This window comes from Luteibacter sp. UNCMF331Sha3.1, assembly GCF_900109915.1.
Taxonomy (GTDB): domain Bacteria; phylum Pseudomonadota; class Gammaproteobacteria; order Xanthomonadales; family Rhodanobacteraceae; genus Luteibacter.
The window spans coordinates 547,526-566,093 of sequence record NZ_FOBU01000001.1; the positions used below are offsets into that span (position 1 = coordinate 547,526).

Below are 18,568 nucleotides of genomic sequence, written 5' to 3' on the forward strand. Positions count from 1 at the left end.
TCGCATCATGCGTTTATCGATGTGCCGTCCGGGATCCGCGATGGATTCCCGCCGGCTTCGTGCCAAGGTATCAATCAAGGAGCGTGCCAACGTCGGAATACCGGCGCGAAAAGGCGGAAATCTACGTCGCGCCGCGACGTAACGCAGGCGCGGGCGCGGCCCACACCGTGAGGGCGAGCGCGAAGGTGAAGGTTCAGGGCGTCAAGCGTGACGACAGGCGTCACGAATGTGACGCGGGACGCCACGCGACGTTCCTACGTCACGTGACGTAAAAGGTCACATGGTCTCGGACGCGCCTTCCGACGGCCGAAAATGCGCACGCGCCTCGGCGATCTGGCGACGATGCTGGCGGAAGACGAGACGCTCGATGCCGTCACGAACGGCCTCGGTCAGCCCCTCGAAGGCGATGAAGCCCTTGCCATCCGAGGGGCCTGCCGTGCGGACACCCGGCAATTCGAGCGGCAGGGCGCGGCAGACGTCGAAGTGGATCTTGAGCAGAACGGGCTGGCCCACGGCCGGCAGACCACTCCAGGGCAGGACGGCACCGGCCGCATTGAAACGGAGAGCGACGCGGGGTGGGAGGCCCGCCTGGGGCAGCAGCAGGCGATTCACGATCTCCATCAGGACGTTGAGCTTGGCGTCGAGCCGGGCCACTTCCTGGGTGAGGGCGTTGTCGTCCTCGGCGGTATCGCTGCGGCGGTCCATCAGGGCGGAGACCGCGACCAGCACACTGGCGTTACGGTCGTTGATCAGGGCGAGGGCCGAGGGGTCGGGGCGTGCAACAGTGTCGCAGGTCGCGTGGAATACCGCGTCCCAGGCCACCCTGTCGGAAAAAGCGGTCCAGCCCTCGTCGCTCATACGCCCTGCCCCCGCGAGATACCGTCAGAACGAACTATACGCGGCCACGGCGCGACGCACGCGACGCGACGCCTCCCAGGCGACCGCGGCTTCGTCGCGGGCCACGGAAACGAGATCCTTGATCAGCCCGTCGAGCAGCATGATGGACTTCAGCGACTCCAGGGTCTCCGGCGCCGGGCGCATCGTACCGGTGTGCAGCACCGGGTCGCGCTCGGCCTCGAGCTCCGCCAGGTCTTCCCAGCGGGAGTCGCTGGCCGCGGCGTGCATGGATTCCGTCAGGGCCAGCGCGCGCGGGAGGTCGCACCAGACGTCGGTCATGCGCCGGCTCCGGCCACCTGTCGTGCTTCGACCGGAATCGCCACCCAGCTCTCGCGCACCTGACCGAGCAGGCGGGTGACTTCGTCGAGGGCGTCGGCGTCGTTGTGCAGGTTGGCGTGCAGCAGGCGGCGGCTCATGTAATCGTAGAGGCCGTCGAGCTGGGCGACCAGGGGCGTGTCGACGTCGTGGTTCAGCCCCGACTGCAGGGCACCGACGATCTCGATGGCCCGGGAGATCGCCTCGCCCTTGGACGCGACGTTGCCGGTGGCGATGCACGCCTGCGCCAGGCGGATGCGCTCGAGCGCGCCGTCCATGAGCATGGTGACGAGACCATGCGGGTCGGCCGTTTCGAGGCCGCCCTGCGTGCGGATCTGCTGATAGGCGCCTGCGCCCTGGGAATATCCGAGTGCCATGTCTGTGTCCCGTTACTTGCTCGCCGTCAGGGCGTCGAACTGCTGCTGGAGGTAACTGCTGGTGCCGGCGAGCTTGGTCATCATCGCGTCGAGGGCCGCGTACTGCTTCGTCAGACGGTCGCCGTAGTCCTTCATCTTGACCTCGAAGGCATCCATGTCCTTCTGGATATCCTTGGTCTTCTGCTGCAGATTGGCCGACCGTTGCGTCAGGATCCCGTCCTTCGCCGTCCAGCCCGTGATCAGCTTGTCGAGCTTCGGCGCGAGGCCGTTGTCGCCACTGAGCAGGTTCTGCACGTCCTTCGGGCTGTTCGCCAGCACCTTGGTGAGCTTGGTGCTGTCGAGTTTCAGCGTGCCGTCGGTCTGGAAGGCCACGCCGAGGTCGCTCAGCGAGCGTGCGCCCACGGCGTTTCCGGTGGACTGCGAACCCAGCAGCGTACCGATCTGGCTCTTGATCGAGTTGACGGTGGCATCGCCGATGAGAGCACCGACCTGCTGGTTCTGTTCGTCGTACTTCGTGAGCTGCTTGTACGTGGAGATGAACGCGTTGTATGAGGTGACCAGCGAGTTCAGGGCGGTGTTGACCGCGCTTGGGTCGTTGACGATGGTCAGGACGGTGGGTGTGTCCGCCGGCGTGACGGTCGTCAGCGACAGCGTGACCCCGTCGATCGCGGAAGTCGCCGTGTTCGAGGCGCTGGTGGCCCTCACGTCGTCGACGTAGAACACCGCATCCTGAGCCGGCGTCTGCGCGGTATCCGTCGCCGGATCGAAGTCGAGCCGCGCCAGATTGCCGTCGCCGCCGCTGGTCTTCACCGTGAAGGCGTTGTCCTTGCCCGTCGAGACCGAGGTGAGGACGAGGTGCGCACCATCCGTACCCGTCACGATGCTGGCCGTGACGCCGGGATTGTCCTTCGCCTTGTTGATGGCGTCGCGTACGCTCTCGAGGGAGTTCGCGTCCGCCGTGACGTCGAGGCTCATCGACTTGTCGCCGATCGAGATCGTGACGTTGCCCGTGCCGATCGGCAGTTTGCTGCTCGCGAACGCCGTCGACGTGGTCTTCTGCGCGGCGGCGAGGGCCTCGACACGGATCTTGTACGTGTTGGGTTGCGCCGTGGCATCGACGGTGGCCGTCAACGCCTTGCTTTCGCCGACGCTGACTTTCTGCGTCTTGAACGCCGTGCCGTCGGTCAGCGCCTTGATCGCGCTCTGCAGGCTCGTCAGCGACGAGGTGAAATTGCCGACGGCCGAAATCTGGGTGGTGTTCGCCTGTTTGACGTCGGCGAACTTCTCGTCCTGCGCCTTGCGCTTGTTGGCGACGAGATTGGTAACGATCGACGCGACGTCGATCGAGCTGGATCCGATGCTAACTGGGCTGGTCGCCATGAAGCTCTCCTGGGGGACGCCTCACTGCCCTGGGCGCCAATTTGTCGACGGCTGGCCCCCTTGCGAGAGCCAGCCGTGACAATTAAGCAATTACCCTGCCAAGCCCCGGTCACCCGGGGCCGGGCCAAGCCCATCCTGTTACTGGAGGAGCTTCTGGACGATCTGCTGGCTCTGGTTCGCCTGGGCGAGGACCGAGACGCCGGCCTGCTGCAGGATCTGAGCCGAGGACATGTTCGCCGTTTCCTGAGCGAAGTCGGCGTCGGTGATGGCCGACTTCGACGAGGTCAGGTTCTGCGAGATGTTCTGCAGGTTCGAGATCGTGGACTCGAAGCGGTTCTGCACCGCGCCGAGGTCCGAGCGGAGGCTCGAGATCGACTGGAGGGCGGCGTCGACGCGGTTGATCGTCTCGTTGGCGCCATCGACCGACTTGATGCTGGAATCGGCGAGCGTGCTGGCGCTGACGCCCGTGGTGCCGGCGGTGAAGCCGAGCTTGGTGACGGCGGGGCTGGTGGCGCCGGCGGTCACGGTGAGCGACTGCGACGAGGTCATCTTCAGCGAGCCGTCGGTGGCGACGTACGCGCTGACGCCTTCACCGGTGTGCGCGTTGATCGCGTCGGCGACGTCCTGCGTGCTCTTGAACGTGCCCGTGATGTCGAACGACTTGCCACCGCCGACCGAGATCGACATGTCGCCAGCGGCGAGCGTGACAGGCTTGTAAGCATCGGCGACCTTCGTGGAGTCCGTACCGGCCGTCGGGGTACCCGCCGTGCCGACGGCGACGGTCTGGGCGAAGCCGAGTGCCGTGGCACCCGCGCCGCCGATCACGATGGCGTCGGTCGTCGACGCGTTCGAGAACTTCAGTTCGCCCGAGGTCGCGTCGACCGAGGCGAAGCCCGCGCCGGCCTTGTCATTGATGGCCTTGGCCAGGTCGGCGGCGGAGGTGTACGTGCCAGCGGCGACGTTGACGGCGGTAGCGGTGCCGACCTTGATCGTGATGTCGCCAGCAGCAACCTTGACGCCGCCCAGACCCGTCGGGGTGGCGCTGACCGAAGCGAGCTGGCCGACCTGGTTGGCCTTCATGCCCTTGTCGAGGCCGACGGTGATGACTTCACCGACGTTCGCGCCGACCTGGAAGCTGAGCTGCTTGGCCGAACCGTCGAGGACCTTCATGCCGTTGAAGTTGGTCTGCGTGGCGATACGCGTGACTTCCGACAGACGCTGCTGCACTTCGGCGTCCAGCGCTTCGCGGTCGCTCGGGGAGTTGGAAGCGTTGGTCGACTGCACGGCCAGCTCGCGGATGCGCTGCAGGTTGTTCGTGACTTCGTCGAGGGCCGACTCGGTGGTCTGCGAGAGCGAGATACCGTCGTTGGCGTTCTGCACGGCGCGGTTGAGGCCGTTGATCTGCGTGGTGAAGCGGGTCGAAATGGCGAGGCCGGCGGCGTCGTCCTTCGCGCTGTTGATGCGGTTACCCGACGAGAGACGGGCAATGGCCGACGACAGCTTCGTCTGCGACGTGCTCAGGTTACGCTGAGCATTCAGCGACATGATGTTGGTGTTGATGGTCAGAGCCATGGGATTGATCCTTGGTAAGCGGAACCGAAATGCCGGATTGATATGCGGCGTAGTCCGGCGGGGTTCCGTTAGGAAAGCCTTCCGCCTCAGAGAGGTTTACGGCACGCCGGGAAGAAACTTGAGGACTTTTTGCAACTGTCAACAACTTCCTGATCAGCGCGCCGTCCCGGAGCCCGTGCCGGCCGCTGTCAGGGATTCTTATCGGCACCATGCGCGCCGGGTTTAGCGCTTTTCCGTCGGAAAGATGGCGCGGTTTCGGAAATCTTTCTTGCAAACCGTCTGTGGGAGCGCGCTCGCGCGCGGTGGGTACTTGCCGCGAGCACCCATCGCGCGCGAGCGCGCTCCCACCCAAGAGCTGGCTTCTGGAAGCGGGCACAAAAAAAGGCGGCCCGGAGGCCGCCTTTGAACACGCGATGGATGTGCGTGGAGACTCGTCGTTATTTGAGATAGTTGAACAGCGTCAGGTTCTGCATCTTCACGAAGGCCTGCTGGGCGGCATTCAATGCGGCCGACTGCTGCGAGAACGTGCTCGCGGCGCTCGCGTAATCGAGTTCGGTGAGGTTCGACAGCGTCGACTGATACTGCAGTTTCACGTCGGCGCCGATCTCCGTCTGCTGATCGAGCGTGTTCATGCGGGCGCCGATCTTCGTACGTGTATTGAGGAAGCTCGTGGACGCCTGATCGAGATTCAGCAGCTGCGCGTTGACCTTGTTGTTCATCGGCGCACCACCGCCAGGCGCTTCGAACGCGTTGATGATTCCGGCGATGCTCGAGAAGACGTCCTGCGACGACGACGGGCCGACCGCGAACGTGTCCCCCAGGGCCGGCTTGCCGGTGATGTTGAGCTGCGCGCCCTTGAAGTTGATGGTGCCCGTCTCGCCGGTGTACGTGCCGGTGGAGATCGGCGGCGCCGTCGGGTTCGCCGCGTCGCGGATCTCGTAATCCGTGGGCGACGTGAACGTGATCGTATAGTTACCGCCATCCCATGCGGACGCGTCGGTCACCGACGTCGCACCCACGACGGCGGACCCGGTATTCGCCGCACCGGCCGACGTCACGAACGTGCCGTTGCCGCCGCGGATCGCCATGAAGACGTCCGCTCCGCTATCACCCGTCGCCACCTGGAGCCCAGCGGCGGCCGCGACCATCCGCTGTGTCTGGTCGCCGCCATAGGTGACGGTCATGCCGTCGATCGTGAACGGCTGCGTCGTGGTGCGGCTGCCGGCAAAAATGTACTCGCCCTGCCCGTCCTTCGCGTTGGCGAGCGCGACGAGCTGTTTCAGCGTCTGGCGTAGTTCGGTGGCGATGGACTGCCGCGACTCGTCGGTCTGCGTGCCGTTCATGCCCTCGAGCGTGATGGAGCGGATCCGGTCGAGGATATCGCCGGCGGACGAGAGCGCCTGCTCCTCGTTCGAAAGGCGTGTCGTCGCCGACTGGATGTTGCGCGTGTACTGGTCGTTCTGCGCGCTGGCCGAGCTGGTATCGACGGCGCGCGCCGCCGCGGCGGGGTTGTCCGACGGCGACTGGATCGCCTTGCCGTTGCCCAGTGCGAGCTGCGTCTGCGACAGCTGGTACTGCCGGTCGAGCATCGTGTTGACGGCCTGCTGCTGACCCCAGGACGTGGAAATACGCATGATCAGCCTCGCACCGCGCTCATGAGCGAATCGAAGATGGTGTTGGCGGCATTGATCACCTGCGCCGACGCCGCATAGGCCTGCTGGAACCGCAGCAGATTGGAGGCTTCTTCGTCCATGTTCACTCCCGAGAGACTCTGCTGCGAGGCCATGGCCTGGTTGAGGATGCTCTGCTGTGCGTCGAGCGCCGTGTTCGCCTGCGCGCCCGCCGTGCCGACCTGCGCGATCAGCTGGCTGTACGACTTGCCGACGGTCGTGATGCCGTTGTCGAGCACGCCCTTGTTGGCGACATCGGCCAGCGCGAGCGCGTTGCCGTTGTCGCCGCTGGCCGAACCCGCCGGCTTCACGGTAAACGTATCGTTAGCGGCGGGGATACCCGAAAGCTTTAGCGTCCACCCGTTGCCCGTGATCGTGTCCCCGTCGGCATAGGTCTGCGGCGGACCGCCATCCACGGTGTACGTGGTGGGTGAGGTAAAGACGATGTTGACCGGCTTGTTGAAGTCGGGATCCGCGGTATCCGTGATCTTCAGGTTGCCCAGCGTCGCCTTGCCCGTGTTGCCCGCGGCCTTGGTGGCGGCGAGCGGACCGGACGCGGCGATCTTGCTCGTGTCGCTGACCGCCACGCTGATCGTGGAGGCCGCATTCCGCGTGGGCTGGATCTGGAAACTGTCGCCCGTCTGCGGCGTGCCGGACGGCACGGTGATGGCGAGGCCGTCGATCAGGATCGGGTCGCCCGCGGCGCCCGTGCCGGTCGACGGCACGGTGACGCCGGCCGTCGTGGTCACGTTCCACTTGGTGCCGTCGAACCGCATGATGTAGTCGGCCGCGCCGAGCTTGCCGACATCGGTCACCTTGGCGGAGACCGCGGCGGTGCCCTTGTTCGACGAGCTGTTCAGCACCGCCGGATCGGCGATGTCGAAGAATTTGCCACCCGCGTCGCCATTGAGGTCGATGCCTTGCGCGTGCTGCTTGTTGAATGCGTCGGTCATCGCGATCGCGGCGCGGCCGAGCTGATTTCGTGCCGGGTCGAGCACGTTCGTGCGGAAGTCGAAGGTCGCGCCGAGCGAGCCGGAGCCGAGCTGCCCGCTGATCACCGAACCCGAGGGCCCGACCACTTCGAGACGCGACGAATCGTACTGGTTGAATGCCGTCGCGAGCTTCGTCGCGTCGGTACCGTTGACGAGCGGCTGGCCGTTGCCCACCGAGACGGTGACCATGTTTCCGCTGCCCTGGCTGACGTTGACGCCAACGATCTGCGACAGCTGGGAGATCGCCTGATCGCGTGCGTCGAGCAGGTCGTTGGGCACCGCGCCGCCGACCGACGCACGCTGGATCTCGCCGTTGAGGTCCGCGATGCTCTTCGCCAGGCTGTTGATCTTGTCGACGGAGTTGCTGATCTCCTGGTTGGTCTGGGTGTCGATCTGCTGGAACTGCGACGACAGCGACCGGAAAGTCGACACCAGCGTGCTGGCCTTGCCGATCAGCGCCTGGCGGCTCGCGGTATCCACCGGTGCGTTCGCGACGTCGCTGACCGCGCCGAAGAAGCCGTCGAGCGCGCTCTGCAGATTGGCCGAGCCACTGACCGCGTTGTTGGTCGCCGCCGTCAGGCCGGCGTACTGCAACGCACGGCTCTGCCCGGAGTTGGCCGACCACACCGTCTGCGTAAGGAACTGGCTGTAGGCGCGCTGGACGCTGACCGCGTCGGCGCCCTGCCCTACGTAGAAGCCGCCGTTGAACTGCGGCGAGCGGGCGTTGAACGTCGTCGTCTGCCGCGTGTAACCCGCGGTGTTGACGTTGCTGATGTTGTGCCCGACGGTCGAAAGACCTACTTGCGAGGCAAGCAGGCCCGAGATTCCGGTGGAGAGCAGGTCGGCCATCGTCGTTGTCCTTTCGTGTACCCGGCGGTCGTTGGTCAGAGCGCTTCGGCGAGTCGTTCGATCGCCGCGAGCGCCTGCTTCATGACCGGTCCATTGGCGATATCGGTGAGCTTCTTCGCATAGCTGGGATCGGTGGCGTAACCGCCCTTCACCAGCGCGTGCGCGAAGCCGGCCACGTCGTCGCCGCGCCCGACGGCGGCGGCGTAACGCGGGCTGCTGGAAACCATGTCGGCGTAATCCTGGAAGGACTCGGACGGCGAATCGTAGGCGCGGAAGCTGTCCTTCTTGCGTACCGCCACGCCACCTTCGTATTCGAGGGTCGGCACGTTGACGCGCTTGCCGTCCCAGCTGCTGCCGGCCTTGATACCGAACATGTTGAAGCTCGTGGTGCTGCCCTGCTGGGGCATGTGCTTGCCCCAGCCGGTTTCTAGCGCGGCCTGCGCCAGCAGCGCGCGCACGGACACGCCGAGCTTCTTCGCCGCTTCGATGGCGTGCGGCGCGAGCTTCTGCACGAATTCTTCCGGACTGGACACCGTGAGCTTGCCGACCGCGCCCGCCACGGCGTTGGCACCGTCGCCGACAGCGCGTCCGGCCCGGCCGAACATGCGCTCGAGCGAGTCCATGAGGCCGCTTTCCTGATCCGAGGGCGAAGACACCACGGCGGCCGTGCTTGCGTCGCCAGTGACGCCCGCGAAGAGGTCGGCGGACGCATCGCCTTTCGGCGTGCCGCCCCCCAGCTGGCGGATGAGCATGTCGGCGATGCCGATGCCCTTGCCCTGCGACAGGGTCAGCGACAGCTGGTGATCGAACATGTCGCGGTACGCCGTGCCGGCCTGCGAGCCCATGATGTCGTCGCCCATGGCGGCGCTGGCGTCGCGCATGGACTTCAGCATCATCTGGGTGAAGATCGATTCGAACTGCTTCGCGACGACCGGGAGCGCCGTCTTCGAGTCCTGCTGCGCGGCCGAACGCAGGCCGGCGAACGCGGACATGTCCGTGTAGGTGCCAAGACGCTGGTTGTCGACCGTGATCGCCATGTCAGATCACCACGAGTTCGGCATGCAGCGCGCCGGACTGCTTCAGCGCCTGCAGGATGGAGATGAGGTCGCTCGGCGACGCGCCGACCTGATTCACCGCGCGCACGATGGCGTCGAGGCTGGTGCCCGGGCCGAACTTGAACATGTGGCCGCCTTCCTCGCTCACGGCCACTTGGCTGCTCGGCACGACGGCCGTCTGGCCGCGACTGAACGGCGCCGGCTGGCTCACCTGTGGCTGCTCGCTGATGGTGACTTGGATGGCGCCGTGCGCGACAGCCGCGGCCCCCACCTTCACGTCGGAACCGATCACGACGGTGCCGGTGCGCGAATTCACGATGATGCGCGCGGGCGCGTCGCCCGGCGTCACTTCGATGGCCTGGATGGTCGACAGCCACGACACGCGCTGCGAGGGATCCATCGGTGCGCGGACGGCGACCGAGCCTGAATCGATCGCGTTGGCCGTACCCGCGCCGAAGCTCTGGTTCACGGCCTGCGCGATGCGCGCGGCGGTGGTGAAGTCGGCGGTGTTGAGGTTGAGCATGAGGTCGCCGCCCTTGTCGAACGACGTGGCGACGCTGCGCTCGATGCTCGCGCCGCCCGGAATGCGGCCGCTCGCGGAGATATTCACCTGCACGCTGGAGCCACTCTTGCCCTGCGCGCTCACGCCGCCGACCACGACGCTGCCCTGCGCGATCGCGTAGACCTGCCCGTCGGCGCCTTTGAGGGGCGACATGAGCAGCTCGCCGCCGCGGATGCTCTTGGCGTTGCCGATCGAAGCCACCGTCACGTCGATGCGCTGGCCCGGCTTGGCGAAAGGCGGCAGCTCGGCCGTGATCGTCACGGCGGCGGCGTTCTTCAGCTGCGGACGCACGTTCGCCGGCACGTTGACGCCGAACTGCTGGAGCATGTTTTCCAGGCTCTGCGTGGTGAAGGGCGCCTGGCTCGTCTGGTCGCCGCTACCGTCGAGACCGACGACGAGGCCGTAGCCGATGAGCTGGTTGCTGCGCACCCCGCCCACCTGCACGAGGTCGCGGATGCGGTCGGCGTGCGCGGGGACGATGGCGCCGAGCGCCAGCACGGCGGCGGCGGTGCGGACGATGCCGCGGAGGCGATGCATGGCGCTCATCAGAACGGCATCCATTTGGAGTCGAAGAAGCGCGAGAGCCAGCCACGCGTGTTCGCGTCGGCGAGCGTGCCCTTGCCCACGTATTCGATACGCGCGTCGGCGACGCGGCTCGACGCGACGATGTTGTCGTTGCCGATGTCCTGCGGGCGCACGATGCCGGAGATGCGCACCAGCTCTTCGCCCTGGTTGATCGTGAGCCACTTTTCGCCGCGCACCACCAGCGCGCCGTTGGACAGGCGCTGCGCGACGGTGACCGTGATCTCGCCGGTGAGCTGGTTGCTCTGGCTCGACGAGCCGTCGCCGTCGAACGCGTTGTTGCTGGCGAGCGAGCTGTTCGCCGTGTTGCCGCCGATGCGTAGGCCCTGGCCAAGGATCGTCGGTGACGTGATGTTGTTGCCGTTCTTCTTCGCCGTGCTCGTCGCGGCCTTCTTGCTGGCCTGCGTCGCCTCGACGAGCGTGATCGTCAGGATGTCGCCGACGCGATGCGCGCGCGGATCGGCGAACAGTTCCATCGACTGCTGGTCGGCGTAGATCGACCCCGTGGCCTGGGCCTGCGGCGCCATCTCGACGGGCAGCGTGGCCGCGTACATCGGCTTCGGCGTGGGCGGCACGATGGCGCAGCCGCCGAGGGTGGCGAGCGGCAGCATGGCGACGAGCAAACGGGCGAAGGAGCGATTCATGACGTGTCTCAGGTCTTGTTGGAGATGAACTGGAGCATCTGGTCGGCGGCGGAGATGGCTTTCGAGTTCATCTCGTAGGCGCGCTGCGTCTCGATCATGTTCACCATCTCCTCGACCACGTTGACGTTCGACGTTTCGAGGGAGTGCTGCTGGATGGTGCCGAGTCCGTTGAGGCCGGCGGTGCCCGTCTGCGGCGCGCCACTGGCGGCCGTTTCGAGGTAGAGGTTGTCGCCGCGCGGCTCGAGGCCGGCGGGATTGACGAAGTCGGCGAGCTGGATGGTGCCGATCTGCTGCGACGCCGCGCTTCCGGCGGTGGTGACGCTCACCGTGCCGTCCTTGCCGATGCTGATCGTGGAGGCGTTCGCCGGGATGGTGATCGCCGGCTCCAGCGGGTAACCGTCGTTGGTGACGATCTGGCCGTCCTGGTCGCGCTTCAGTCCGCCGTCGCGCGAGTAACCGACGGTACCGTCCGGCATCGTCACCTGCAGGAAGCCACGACCGTCGATGCGGATGTCGAGCGGGTTCTCCGACTGCTGCACGCCGCCCTGCTCGAACATCTTCTGTGTGCCGACCACGCGCACACCCGTTCCGATCATGAAGCCGGTGGGCGACTGCGTCTGCTCGGTCGTCTGCGCGCCGGCCTGTCCACGGTTCTGGTAGGCCAGGTCTTCGAACTCCGCGCGCGAACGCTTGAACGCGGTGGTGTTCGTGTTGGCCAGGTTGTTCGACACGACATCCATGCGCGTCTGCTGCGCGTCGAGGCCGGTCTTGGCGATCCAGAGGGACGTGAACATCGTTGACTCCTGCGCGTGAGCGCTTGACGTGGCGGCGACGGCTTTCCGTCACCGCGCGGTGGTTACCCCACCTGTAGCAATTTCGATGCCGACTGCGCGTTTTCGTCGGCGGTCTTGATCGAACGCACCTGCATTTCGAACTCGCGGGAGAGCGAAATCATCTTCACGAGCACGTCGGACGGGTTGACGTTGCTGGCCTCGATCGCGCCGGAGACGACCTTCACGTTCGCGTCGGCGGGCGCCTGCGTGCCGTCCTTCATGTGCATGAGGCCGTCGGAGGCCAGGCTCAGCTGATCGTTGCCGGGGTTGACGAGCTTGATGCGGTCGGTCGTGGCGATCGTGGCCGGCGACTCACCCAGAGGCACGACCGAAATCGTGCCGTCCGCGCCGATCTTCACGCTGGAAGCCTGCGGGATCGTGATCGGACCGCCGCCGCCCAGCACGGCGTTTCCGCGCGCGTCGGTCAGCAGACCCTCGGAGTCGATGCGCAGGTTGCCGGCGCGGGTGTATCCCTCCACGCCATCGGGCGTCTGCACGGCGATCCAGCCGTTGCCCTGCACCGACACGTCGAGATCGTTGCCGGTCTGCGTCTGGGTGCCCTGGGTGGTGTCCCAGCCCGTGCCCTGCGCGACGCCGTTGATGCGCGTCTGCAGGCCATCGCCCTGCACGGGCACGCTCTGGAACGCCGACAGCTCTGCCTTGAAGCCGGTGGTGTTGGCATTGGCCAGGTTGTGCGCCACCTCGGCCTGCGCGCGCATGATCTGCGAGGCGCCGGTCATGGCGACGTATACGGAGCGGTCCATGGCGGGATCCTTGTCGGCTGGCGGCGGGCGCGGCGAGGGCCGCGCCCGCCGTCACGCTTAGTTGCGGATGTTGATGATGGTCTGGGTCAGCTTGTCGTCGGTCGAGATGACCTGCGCGTTCGCCTGGTAGTTGCGCTGCGCCTTGATCATGTTGACCAGCTGGGCCGTGAGGTCGGCCGTGTTCGACGATTCCAGCGAACCGGCGACCACCGTGCCGACGTCGCCCGAGTTGGCGACGCCACGGATGGGCTGGCCCGACTCGGTCGACGGCACCCAGTTGGTGTCGTTGAGCTGACGCAGGCCCTGGTTGTTCGCGAACGTGGCGATGGCCAGCTGGCCCAGCGGCTTGGTCACGCCGTTGGAGAAGATCGCCGACACCGTGCCGTCCTTCGCGACGTCGATCTTCGAGAACTTGCCGGCCGGGTAACCGTCGGTCGGCGCCGCCGTGGTGGCGTAGTTGTCGCCGAACTGCGTGACCTTGTTGATGTCGACCGTGATGTCGAGCGGGGCAGCGCCCGGATTCGGCGACACCTGGCCGAAGTTGAGCTTGCCGCCCACCGGCGCGGTCAGCGCGCCGCCGGAGCTGAAGGCGATCGGCTGGGCCGCGCCCACCTGCTGGCCGTCCACCGTCATGTACGCGTTCCACGCGTTCGGGTTGGTCGCGTCCTTCACGTAGTACACGTTGGTGGTGTGCGTGGCGCCCAGCGAGTCGTACGCCTGGAACGTCGAGAGGTAGTTGTAGGTCTTGTCGTTCGTCGGATCGAACGCGCCGCCCGTCGGTGCCGTGGCGCTCGACGAGAGGTTCGCGGTCAGCGTCACGTTGGACACGGCCTTGGCCGGGCTGGTGCCGGTCGTGATCTTCAGATCGGACAGCGAGCTGATGTCGAAGCCGCCCGATGCGGTCGGCGGATAGGCCTGCACGTACTGGCCGGTGGCGGTGACGATGTTGCCCTGGTCGTCCGGATGGAAATTGCCGGCGCGCGTGTACGAATAGCCGGCACCGTCACGGATCGTGAAGAAGCCCGCGCCGCTCAGGGCGAAGTCGTACGAATTGCCCGTCTGCGTGTTGTTGCCGTCGCTGAACTGCTGGGCGATGTTGGTGAGACGGACGCCGCTGCCGGCCGCGTTGGCCGAAAGGTTCTGTCCGGCGACCGAGTAGACCTGCGAGAACTCGGCGCGCGAGCCCTTGAAGCCCACCGTGTTCACGTTGGCGATGTTGTTCGCGGTGACCTCGAGGTCGGCGGAGGCCGCGTTGATGCCGCTGAGGGCGATATCGAAAGGCATGGTGGATTTCCTCGCTGTACTTACAGGATTTGCGCGATCTGACTGAGCAGGGCGCCGCCGTAGCCGGCCACCTGCAGGTACGTGCCATCGGTGCCGGAAGCACCGACGCCTTCCACCTTGCCGCGAACGAACGTGTCGATCGCGGTTCCGCCGGAAGTAGCGGACATCTGGTAGACGCCGTCGCCCAGTTGGGTGCCGTCGTCGGATTTGCCGTCCCAGTCGAACTTGACCAGGCCGGCGTCGGGCTGCCCGAGCGACAACGTGCGCACCACGTTGCCCGCCTGATCCTTGATGGTGACATTCACGTAGGTGCCAGACGTACCGACGTTGACGGCGCCGCCGAGCTTGCCGTCGTCGAGCTTGCCGGCCTTCGAGGGCACCAGCACTTCGGTGCCGACGAGGCCCGCGGCGCGCACGAACTGGTCGCCGCTGAGATTCGTGGCGAGCGAGTCGAACGACTGCTGCAACTGCTGCGTGGCCGCCACCTGCGAGAACTGCGCCATCTGGGCCACCATCTGCGTGGAGTCCATCGGCTTGGTCGGATCCTGGTTGGTCATCTGCGTGACCATGAGCTTCAGGAAATCCGACTGACTCAGTGTCTGCTGCTGCAGCTGGCTGGACGACGACTGGTTCGTCGAGCTGCCGTTGACGGAATCGACTGCCATGGGATGTCCTTACTTGCCGAGTTCGAGCGTCTTCTGCATGAGCTGCTTGGCGCTGTTCATGACTTCGACGTTGTTCTGGTAGGAGCGCGACGCGGAGATCATGTTGACCAGCTCGTCGACCGGGTTGACGTTGCTCGAATAGACGTAGCCGGTGTCGTCGGCGAGCGGATTGGATGGCTCGTAGCGCGACTGCACCGGCGCCTGACTCTCGGTGATGCCCATCGTGCGCACGCCGGCGTTTTCCATCTGGCCGTTGACCTGCTGCTGCACGGCCGAGAACAGGGGCTGCTTCGCGTGGTACGCGGCGGCCTCGCTGCTGGCGACGCTGTCGGCGTTCGCCATGTTGCTCGCGGTGGTGTTCAGGCGCGCCGACTGCGCGGCCATGCCGGACCCGGCAACGTCGAAAATCTTGATCAGGCTCATCCGCCGCTCCCCGTGATCGCCAGACGCATGGTGTGGATCTGGCCGTTGATGAAGCCGAGCGAGGCCTGGTAGTGGATCGCGTTGGCCGCGAACTGGGCCTGCTCGACCTGCGTGTCGACCGTGTTGCCGTCCATCGTGGGCTGGGTCTCGACGCGGTATGCCATCCGGTCCGCGTCGGCGAGCGCCTGGGCCGCGTTACCGCCGATGTGGCCGGACGAGGTCGCGGTCATCGGCAATGTGCTGCCCTCGACGGCGCCCGTGGCGGCGGCCATCGCCTTGCGGAAATCGAGGTCGCGCGCCATGAATCCAGGCGTGTCGGCGTTGGCGAGGTTCGACGAAATCACCTCGGCACGGCGCTGCCACAGGCCCAGGGCCTGCGCGTGGACGCCGAACAGTGAATCGGGTTTGTCGAGCATGGGTGTCGCCCCTCGTGACCTTGGCGAAGGGGCTGGAGCAAGTCGCGTGCCATGCCAGGCATGCACACGAAAAATGGCGCCGCAGCGCCATTTTCGGGAGGTCGGAAACACATCCGGGGACGTGTGCGCCGGAATTCCGACGCGTCGCTGGCCGACCGGCGACGGCGCCCCGTCGCCGCGACTCAGGCGGGCAACAGCTCGAGAACGGCGGTCGCCAGGATGTCGGGCTGGAACTTGGCGATGAAGCGATCGGCGCCCACGCGATCCACCATGGCCTCGTTGAAAACGCCACTGAGGGAGCTGTGCAGCACGACCTTCAGGTGACGGAGACTGGCATCCTCGCGGATGGCGCGCGTGAGGGCGTAGCCGTCCATGAGAGGCATCTCGATGTCCGAGACCACCAGGGCCACGCGCTCGTCGACCGGACCCATCGTGAGCGTGCGAAGCACGTCCAGGCCCTCGCTGCCGTCCTTCGCCACGACGCATTCCAGGTCCATCTTGCGGAACAGATCCACCAGCTGGGTACGCGCCACGAGCGAATCGTCCACCACGAGCAGCCGCCGGTTACGCGCGTGCTGTACCTGGGCGGCGTGCTGGATGCGGTCGGAAAGCTCGACCGCCTGCGGGTCGACGCTCGCGAGCACCTGCTCGACATCGACCACCGCGAGGAGGTCGCCGTCGAGGCGCGTCACGGCGTTGACGCGGGCACCGTAGCCCAGCGCCGGCGGGGGCGCCGTCATGTTGGCGCCATCGATGTGCACGATGCGGTCGACGTCGGAGACGAGGAAGCCCTGCACCGACCGGTTGAACTCCGTGACGATCAGGTGCGCGGAGTCCACGCCCGCCAGCGGCGGGTAGCCCATGGCGGCGGCCAGGTCGACGACGGGGATGGTCTGGCCGCGGTAGTCGAAGCTGCCGGACACGAGCGCATGCATGCTCGGCATCCGCTCGAGGCGTGGGCGGCGCAGCACCTCCCGCACCTTGAAGACGTTGATGCCGAAGCCCTGGCGGTCGCCCAGGCGGAACAGCAGCATGGCGACACGGTTGTGCCCGGCCAGGCGGGTGAAGGTTTCGACGGTGTCGAGGAGCGGTCGGGCCATGGCTGCGCGTGAGTCTGCGGTAGGGGTCGCTGAGCGTATCGGCGCCGCCGGCGTTTCCTGTAGCCGCGCCATGGCATGTGGATTGCATGCACTCAAGATGTCACGTCCCCGACCGATCTACTGGGACGACCTTCCGAACAGCGAAAGCGAACTCATGACCCTCCTCTGGAGCCAGCACGTACGTCTCCTTGCCCACGCAGCCGCCAGCGGCGACGCCGCGCGTGTGCGTGCGCTCTCCGCCCAGTATCCGGCGGCCGCCAGCGCGCTGGGCCCGCTGCTGAAGCCCGCCGCGCCGCGCACCGTCGCGGCCACCACCATCCAGGCGATCGAACAGCAGGGCATGACGCTGACGAACGCCCAGGCCCTCGGCGCCACGCTGCAGGAGCTCGGCACCGCCGTCGAAGGCGCTCGCGACACCGCCGGTCGTTTGACGGAAGCGGGCGCCAGGATTTCGACGGCGCTCGATCAGGCCCACGCGGGCGTCGCCGGCATGGCCGAAGCAGGCAGCCAGGGCCAGGCCACTTCCGCCGAACTCGACGGCCAGCTGCGCCTGCTGCGCAGCGCCCTCTCGGGCATGAGCCGCAACCACGCGCAGTTCTCCGAATACTTCACGTCCATCCGCAAGCTGACGGCGAGCGTGCAGGACATCGCCCACCAGACGAACCTCGTCGCGCTCAACGCCGCGATCGAAGCCGCCCGTGCCGGCGAAGCCGGCCGCGGCTTCGCCGTGGTGGCCGACGAGGTGAAGCAGCTCGCCGAGAAGACCACGCAGGCCACGGCGGAGATCGATCAGGTCACGCAGGCGGTCGGCGAATTCTCCGGCCATCTCGACGACGCCGTGCAGACGAGCCTGCGTCGCCTCGACCAGTCCCAGACCGGCATCGCCGGCATGCAGGCATCGCTCGGTCGCGTCGACGACGCCGTCCGCGGCGCCCGGGGCAGCCTCGAAGCCGCGCGCGAAGGCATGGCCGCCATGACCGGCCGCGTCGCCGCCATCCAGGCCACGCAGGCGTCCCTCGGTCGCGTCACCAACGAAGCCCGCCGCCAGGCCGACGCCGCCGCGCGCGCCGCCGTCCTCGCGCATCGCCTCGGCCTCGCTCGCCTGGAGACCGAGGGCAACCTCGACGCCGCCAGCCTCAGCCAGATGATCCGCGAAGCCAGCCAGGGGCTGCGCTACGCGCTCGAACTGGCATCGCGCGACCCGTCGGGCCTCGATCGCCGCTGGCTGGATACCACGCCGCTGATGCGCTGCATCGATCAGCTGCGCGCGCTACGCCCCGATGGCACCGCCGACGCGGTTCGCAGCGCGGGCGAACGGTTCTCCGTGCTCGCCTCGCAATACGCCATCACGCTCGGCGAAGGCCGCCACGCGGATGCCGGCCACATGCTGCCGGGCCTCACGCGCGAACTCGACGCCATCGCCCAGGGCCTTTCGGTGTCGCTCGCGGAGCGCGCGGCGTGATCCAGCGCGTCCTCGCCACCGTGGGCGCGTTGTCGGCGCTGCTGATCTGTCCGCTTCCCGCGGCGGCCACGCAGTCGCTCGACGCCGTGCGCACGCTGGCGGTGGACTGGCTCCAGCAGCACCGCACGCTGCCGGGCGCGCGCATGACCACCGAAGCCGGCCAACTCGACAGCCGCCTGCACCTCGCCGACTGCGCGGCACCGCTGGAAGCCTCCCTGCCCGGCAATCGTCCGCTGGGCGCCCGTGTCAGCGTCACGGTCCGCTGCCCCGTCCCGGGCGGCTGGACGGTACGGGTGCCGGTGAAGGTGCAGATGTTCGCCAACGTGCTGGTCACGAGCCGGCCGCTGGCGCGCGGCGACGGTCCCGGCGCGTCCGACGTGCACACGGAGGAACGCGACGTGGCCAGCCTCGCCTACGGCTATGTCGCCAGCCTCGACCAGATCCGCGGCCGCGCGCTCGCCCGACCGCTCAACGCGGGCACCGTGCTCACGCCCGGGATGCTCGCCGGCCGCCAGGCCGTGCGCATCGGCGACGCCGTGAGCATGGAAGCCTCGGTCGACGGCGTCACCATCCGCGCCGAAGGCGTGGCGATGGGCGCCGGCGATACGGGCACCCGGCTGAAAGTACGCAACGCGTCCTCCGGCAAGGTGCTGGACGCCATCGTGAGCGGTCCCGGGACCGTGGCGGTGCTGCCATGAATGAAATCCCAACCCGGTCACACTCCCC

The 18,568-nt window shown here is 67.0% G+C and carries 19 protein-coding genes; 2 read left to right on the plus strand and 17 right to left on the minus strand.

Annotated features, from left to right (window positions below):
* Positions 1 to 276: 276 nt before the first annotated feature.
* From BMX32_RS02335 to BMX32_RS02415, 17 genes are all read right to left on the minus strand, one after another.
* Positions 277 to 858: a PilZ domain-containing protein gene (locus BMX32_RS02335; RefSeq protein WP_089974185.1), complete on the minus strand. Its 582-nt coding sequence runs from the start codon at positions 856 to 858 to the stop codon at positions 277 to 279.
* Positions 859 to 882: 24 nt separating this feature from the next.
* Positions 883 to 1,176, minus strand: a complete 294-nt coding sequence (locus BMX32_RS02340; RefSeq protein WP_089974186.1) for a flagellar protein FliT — start codon at positions 1,174 to 1,176, stop codon at positions 883 to 885.
* Complete coding sequence (gene fliS / locus BMX32_RS02345; RefSeq protein ID WP_089974187.1) at positions 1,173 to 1,589, minus strand: flagellar export chaperone FliS; 417 nt, start codon at positions 1,587 to 1,589, stop codon at positions 1,173 to 1,175. The genes BMX32_RS02340 and fliS overlap by 4 nt, the downstream gene beginning before the upstream one ends.
* A 12-nt stretch (positions 1,590 to 1,601) precedes the next feature.
* On the minus strand, positions 1,602 to 2,969 hold the full coding sequence (gene fliD / locus BMX32_RS02350; protein ID WP_089974188.1) for a flagellar filament capping protein FliD: 1,368 nt from the start codon (positions 2,967 to 2,969) through the stop codon (positions 1,602 to 1,604).
* Positions 2,970 to 3,107: 138 nt separating this feature from the next.
* Positions 3,108 to 4,541, minus strand: coding sequence for a flagellin N-terminal helical domain-containing protein (locus BMX32_RS02355; RefSeq protein WP_089974189.1), 1,434 nt, complete (start codon positions 4,539 to 4,541; stop codon positions 3,108 to 3,110).
* A 437-nt stretch (positions 4,542 to 4,978) separates the two neighbouring features.
* Positions 4,979 to 6,175, minus strand: coding sequence for a flagellar hook-associated protein FlgL (gene flgL / locus BMX32_RS02360; protein ID WP_089974190.1), 1,197 nt, complete (start codon positions 6,173 to 6,175; stop codon positions 4,979 to 4,981).
* Positions 6,176 to 6,177: 2 nt separating this feature from the next.
* Positions 6,178 to 8,052: a flagellar hook-associated protein FlgK gene (gene flgK, locus BMX32_RS02365; RefSeq protein ID WP_089974191.1), complete on the minus strand. Its 1,875-nt coding sequence runs from the start codon at positions 8,050 to 8,052 to the stop codon at positions 6,178 to 6,180.
* Between the two features lie 35 nt (positions 8,053 to 8,087).
* Positions 8,088 to 9,089 (minus strand): flagellar assembly peptidoglycan hydrolase FlgJ, encoded by a 1,002-nt coding sequence (flgJ, locus tag BMX32_RS02370; protein ID WP_089974192.1) that lies wholly within the window; start codon positions 9,087 to 9,089, stop codon positions 8,088 to 8,090.
* Between the two features lies 1 nt (position 9,090).
* Positions 9,091 to 10,206, minus strand: coding sequence for a flagellar basal body P-ring protein FlgI (locus BMX32_RS02375; protein WP_089976842.1), 1,116 nt, complete (start codon positions 10,204 to 10,206; stop codon positions 9,091 to 9,093).
* An 8-nt stretch (positions 10,207 to 10,214) separates the two neighbouring features.
* Entirely contained in the window at positions 10,215 to 10,895 is a 681-nt protein-coding gene (gene flgH / locus BMX32_RS02380; protein ID WP_089974193.1) for a flagellar basal body L-ring protein FlgH, read from the minus strand.
* Positions 10,896 to 10,903: 8 nt separating this feature from the next.
* On the minus strand, positions 10,904 to 11,689 hold the full coding sequence (flgG, locus tag BMX32_RS02385) for a flagellar basal-body rod protein FlgG (RefSeq protein WP_089974194.1): 786 nt from the start codon (positions 11,687 to 11,689) through the stop codon (positions 10,904 to 10,906).
* Between the two features lie 62 nt (positions 11,690 to 11,751).
* The gene (gene flgF, locus BMX32_RS02390) at positions 11,752 to 12,492 is read right to left on the minus strand and encodes a flagellar basal-body rod protein FlgF (RefSeq protein WP_089974195.1); all 741 of its coding nucleotides are present in this window, start codon (positions 12,490 to 12,492) and stop codon (positions 11,752 to 11,754) included.
* Positions 12,493 to 12,549: 57 nt separating this feature from the next.
* Complete coding sequence (flgE, locus tag BMX32_RS02395; protein ID WP_089974196.1) at positions 12,550 to 13,776, minus strand: flagellar hook protein FlgE; 1,227 nt, start codon at positions 13,774 to 13,776, stop codon at positions 12,550 to 12,552.
* A 20-nt stretch (positions 13,777 to 13,796) separates the two neighbouring features.
* Positions 13,797 to 14,441 carry a flagellar hook assembly protein FlgD gene (locus BMX32_RS02400; RefSeq protein ID WP_089974197.1) on the minus strand — a complete coding sequence of 215 codons (645 nt, stop codon included), beginning with the start codon at positions 14,439 to 14,441 and terminating at the stop codon, positions 13,797 to 13,799.
* A gap of 9 nt (positions 14,442 to 14,450) precedes the next feature.
* Positions 14,451 to 14,864: a flagellar basal body rod protein FlgC gene (gene flgC, locus BMX32_RS02405; RefSeq protein ID WP_089974198.1), complete on the minus strand. Its 414-nt coding sequence runs from the start codon at positions 14,862 to 14,864 to the stop codon at positions 14,451 to 14,453.
* Positions 14,861 to 15,280 carry a flagellar basal body rod protein FlgB gene (gene flgB / locus BMX32_RS02410; RefSeq protein ID WP_089974199.1) on the minus strand — a complete coding sequence of 140 codons (420 nt, stop codon included), beginning with the start codon at positions 15,278 to 15,280 and terminating at the stop codon, positions 14,861 to 14,863. The genes flgC and flgB overlap by 4 nt, the downstream gene beginning before the upstream one ends.
* Before the next feature lie 182 nt (positions 15,281 to 15,462).
* Positions 15,463 to 16,380, minus strand: a complete 918-nt coding sequence (locus tag BMX32_RS02415; protein WP_089974200.1) for a chemotaxis protein — start codon at positions 16,378 to 16,380, stop codon at positions 15,463 to 15,465.
* A 97-nt stretch (positions 16,381 to 16,477) separates the two neighbouring features.
* Here BMX32_RS02415 and BMX32_RS02420 point away from each other — a divergent pair, with 97 nt between their 5' ends.
* The gene (locus BMX32_RS02420; RefSeq protein ID WP_211664166.1) at positions 16,478 to 17,842 is read left to right on the plus strand and encodes a methyl-accepting chemotaxis protein; all 1,365 of its coding nucleotides are present in this window, start codon (positions 16,478 to 16,480) and stop codon (positions 17,840 to 17,842) included.
* A complete protein-coding gene (gene flgA / locus BMX32_RS02425; RefSeq protein WP_089974202.1) occupies positions 17,839 to 18,540 on the plus strand; it encodes a flagellar basal body P-ring formation chaperone FlgA in 702 nt (233 codons plus the stop codon). Before BMX32_RS02420 ends, flgA begins: the two co-directional genes overlap by 4 nt.
* Positions 18,541 to 18,568: the final 28 nt, after the last annotated feature.